The following is a 3,188-nucleotide window of genomic DNA, read 5'->3' as shown; positions in this document are numbered from 1 at the left end:
TTTTACTGCTGGAGCGATACGCCGGAGCTTTTGGAGAGACTGCGTTCCTTCTGGCTCCTGTATTTTCAGGAAGCTTTTCCGGAAATGGCCTTCACCGATACTCTTACCATCGGGAACGAGGATTTCCATGAACTTCTCGAGAAGGCCTTCAAGAAAATGCAGACCTCCCGCAATGACTGCCCTGTTACCTTCCCCTGCGCCACGGCCATCGTGCAATCCACGCCCCGCACGGGATCTCCGGCGGTGATTTCGGTAAAGGGACAGGAGTACAAGGATCTCTGCACTGTCCGCATCGAAGCGGAGACCAACTTCTGGGCCCTGACATGTCAGCTTTACGAAAAAGCTGTGGGCCCTAATGAAGCCTGGGAGAATACCCCGGTCTCCATCAAGAAGCTCATCAGCGACTTCAGGAAGTTCAGCGATGGGGACACCGACCATGACATCGCCTTGATCCACATGGACGGAAACGGCATGGGACAGACTCTGATGGTTCTCCGGGAGGCTCTCAAAAGCGAATCCAGGGAAAAATACACCGAGGAAATGAGAAAGTTTTCCGGACTGTTGGACAGCATTACCGTCTCCTCCGTGCAGGAAGCTCTTTCCGACATTCTTGAAAAAGCCCAGGGAAAGCCCAAGGCCAAGGGAATGATCCTGAGACCTCTGGTCATCGGCGGCGACGATGTTACCCTGCTTATCGAACCCTGCTATGCCTACGATTTTGCGGTTAAGTTCGCTGCGGCCTTTTACCGGAATTCTCAGGACAGCATCGCCCAACCCGAAAACACCGTGCTCCGGAACGCCCTCTCCAAAGAAAAGCTGCCCCTCTACCTCACGGCCAGCGGCGGCATCCTCTTCAACAAAAAGAAGCATCCCTTCTTTAACAGCATCAGGATCGTGGAAGGCCTCGCTGAAATGGCCAAGAAGCTCACCAAGCTCAAGGTCTCTCTTGACGGCGCATCACCAGAGGAACGGGAAGCGCTTACTGCCATGTACGAACCCGGCAAGACTGCGGCAGAGCTTTCAAACAAGAAGCTCTATTCCGCTGTGGCCGTGCACCGCATGTCTCTTTCCGCCACTCTTAATGCCGAGTCTCTGGTTAACACCGCCACGGTCAGCGCCGGCGGAAAGCTCATCACCGGCTCCAATGTGTTCTTTGTTAATCCCGAGGAATTTCCTGCAAATGTTCGCGGGAAGATCCTCACTCTGGCCGATATCGCCCGCATCATGGAACTGGGAGAAGACAGAGAGAAGTACGAGCTTGCCATGTCCGCTATTGCCGGCAGAATCCGCCGCATTACCGGGCACATGATGAACGATGACACGGCGGAATGGAAGCGCGAGCTCACTCTGTTCCGGAAGAACGTGAAATCCGGCGGCGACGGTGACACTGAAGCCGGCTCCCGTAATCCCAATACGAAGATTATCATGGAGGCCATCAGCGATTTCATGAACAGGCTTATCTATGCCGACAGGAGACTTAACCGCTCCGTGGAAGACTCCGGCAACTACATAAGCTTCTTCGTCAGGAATGCCGGTTCTTCCGGAAAGAAGTTCACCATATTCAATGACCTGGTCATTGCCAACCATTACATAAATGAAAATTATGACGCCGGAAGCTTTTACGACGTCAAGGATACTGAGGAGGATGGTCAGGAATGACGGATAACACCATCAAATTCAGGCTCACAGTTAATTTTCTGGGGTGCTGGTTTGTCAGCGCCGGTCAGGAAAAGGGAGCCTACACCGACGAACTGATTCTCAGGGATGCCGACGGTTTCCCGTTTGTGCCCGGAAAAACTCTTAAGGGCGTATTCCGGGAAGCCTTCAGAGTGGCCGGAAACTCCAAATGGTTCGACAAGTTTAACTCCGAAGGTCTGGACATAGCGGTATTCCGGGATCGGCTTATTCAGACGATCTTCGGACACGACGGCAAAAAGGAAGGATTTTCCCAGGACGAGCTCCACGCCGAAGGACTTATCCACTTCACCAATGCCGCCCTGCCCGCCGCTGTGAAGGAAAGCATCGGAGAAAAGAAGGAATATCTCTTTACCACCGTTCAGAGCACGGCTATCGACAATGAGTCCGGCACCGCTCTTAACCAGTCGCTCCGCACCATCGAGGCAGCGGTGCCCATGCATCTTCTGGCTGAAATCACGCTGGATCCGCCCTTTGCAAACACCGGCGAGAGCGAGGACGGACTTAAGCTTACCGCAAAGGATCTTTCTGAAATTGCCGCCCTGTTCCCGGCGGTTTCCGCTCTCATCACGGAAATCGGCGGCAAGAGACGTCGCGGCTTCGGACGCTGCATGTGGGATCTGGGAGACTCCAAATGACTGACAGATATTATTACTTTGCAACCCTTGTAGACGGCGTATCTCTGAGTGCCAGTCACAGCAGCGATTACGCTCAGGTGTGTCTTGACTATATCGCCGGAAGCGCTGTTTCCGGAGCTCTGGCCTCCAGTCTCTACCGGAAAAATACGCTGGACACAAACATACTGAACCGGGTGTTCCAGAACAACGAGGCGGTATTTTCCAACTGTCTCCCCCTTCAGGAATGTCAGCCGGCTGACAAGAACGGCGGCGAAAACCTCCATGTGGTACTCCCGGCCCCCAGCTGTCTTCATTATGAAAAGGGAACCCAGGAAGGCGAATCAGACTTCCTGAATCCGGCCATTCAGGATCCCGGCAAAACCCAGCTTAAGCAGGTGCGTTCCGGTTATCTTGACAGTACCGCCCAAAAGTTTTCTGTTACCCGAAACGCCATTACCAGAACCGCCATTGATCCCTTAACCCAGGGAGCGAAGGACGGACAGCTCTTCACCCTGAACTTTATCAATGCCGGCGCGGTATTCTGGGGCTATATCGATATCCCGAAAGACACCATCCCCGAAAAAGAGATGAATGATTTCCTGAATTCCGAAGTCCGTATCGGGAAGAGCAGATCCAGCGAATTCGGCCGGGTCAGGCTCTCTCCTATGGACGAAAAGTCTCGGAAGAGCGTGGCAGGCATTCTGGAAACTCCCGCCTCCAGGGGCAGCGAGCTTTATCTCTGGTGCCTCAGCGATGCGGAGTTTATCAATACGGAAACCGCCCAGAGCACCTGGGAGCCGCAGTTCTCCAATCTCTGGCTGCCGGGGCTTTCCAAAGATGACGGAACCTTTGATCCGGAAAAGTCATTCATCAGAA

The 3,188-nt window shown here is 53.7% G+C and carries 3 protein-coding genes; all 3 read left to right on the top strand.

The window, feature by feature from the left end:
* A partial coding sequence (locus tag ACJROR_RS03860) for a Cas10/Cmr2 second palm domain-containing protein (RefSeq protein WP_406545946.1) occupies window positions 1-1,659 on the top strand: 1,659 nt, incomplete at its 5' end.
* Window positions 1,656-2,333, top strand: a complete 678-nt coding sequence (locus tag ACJROR_RS03855; RefSeq protein ID WP_406545945.1) for an RAMP superfamily CRISPR-associated protein — start codon at window positions 1,656-1,658, stop codon at window positions 2,331-2,333. The genes ACJROR_RS03860 and ACJROR_RS03855, both read left to right, overlap by 4 nt.
* A partial coding sequence (locus ACJROR_RS03850; RefSeq protein WP_406545944.1) for a hypothetical protein occupies window positions 2,330-3,188 on the top strand: 859 nt, incomplete at its 3' end. The genes ACJROR_RS03855 and ACJROR_RS03850, both read left to right, overlap by 4 nt.

Origin of the sequence: Succinimonas sp. (assembly GCF_045225735.1) — a bacterium.
Taxonomy (GTDB): domain Bacteria; phylum Pseudomonadota; class Gammaproteobacteria; order Enterobacterales; family Succinivibrionaceae; genus Succinimonas.
The sequence above is the reverse complement of the archived record's forward strand: the minus strand, read 5'-3'. Positions and strand labels throughout refer to the sequence as shown.

What these genes read in the sequence shown, in the direction of transcription:
- ACJROR_RS03855 (WP_406545945.1), top strand. Translation starts at nt 1,656, where the DNA reads ATGACGGATAACACCATCAAATTCAGGCTCACAGTTAATTTTCTGGGG.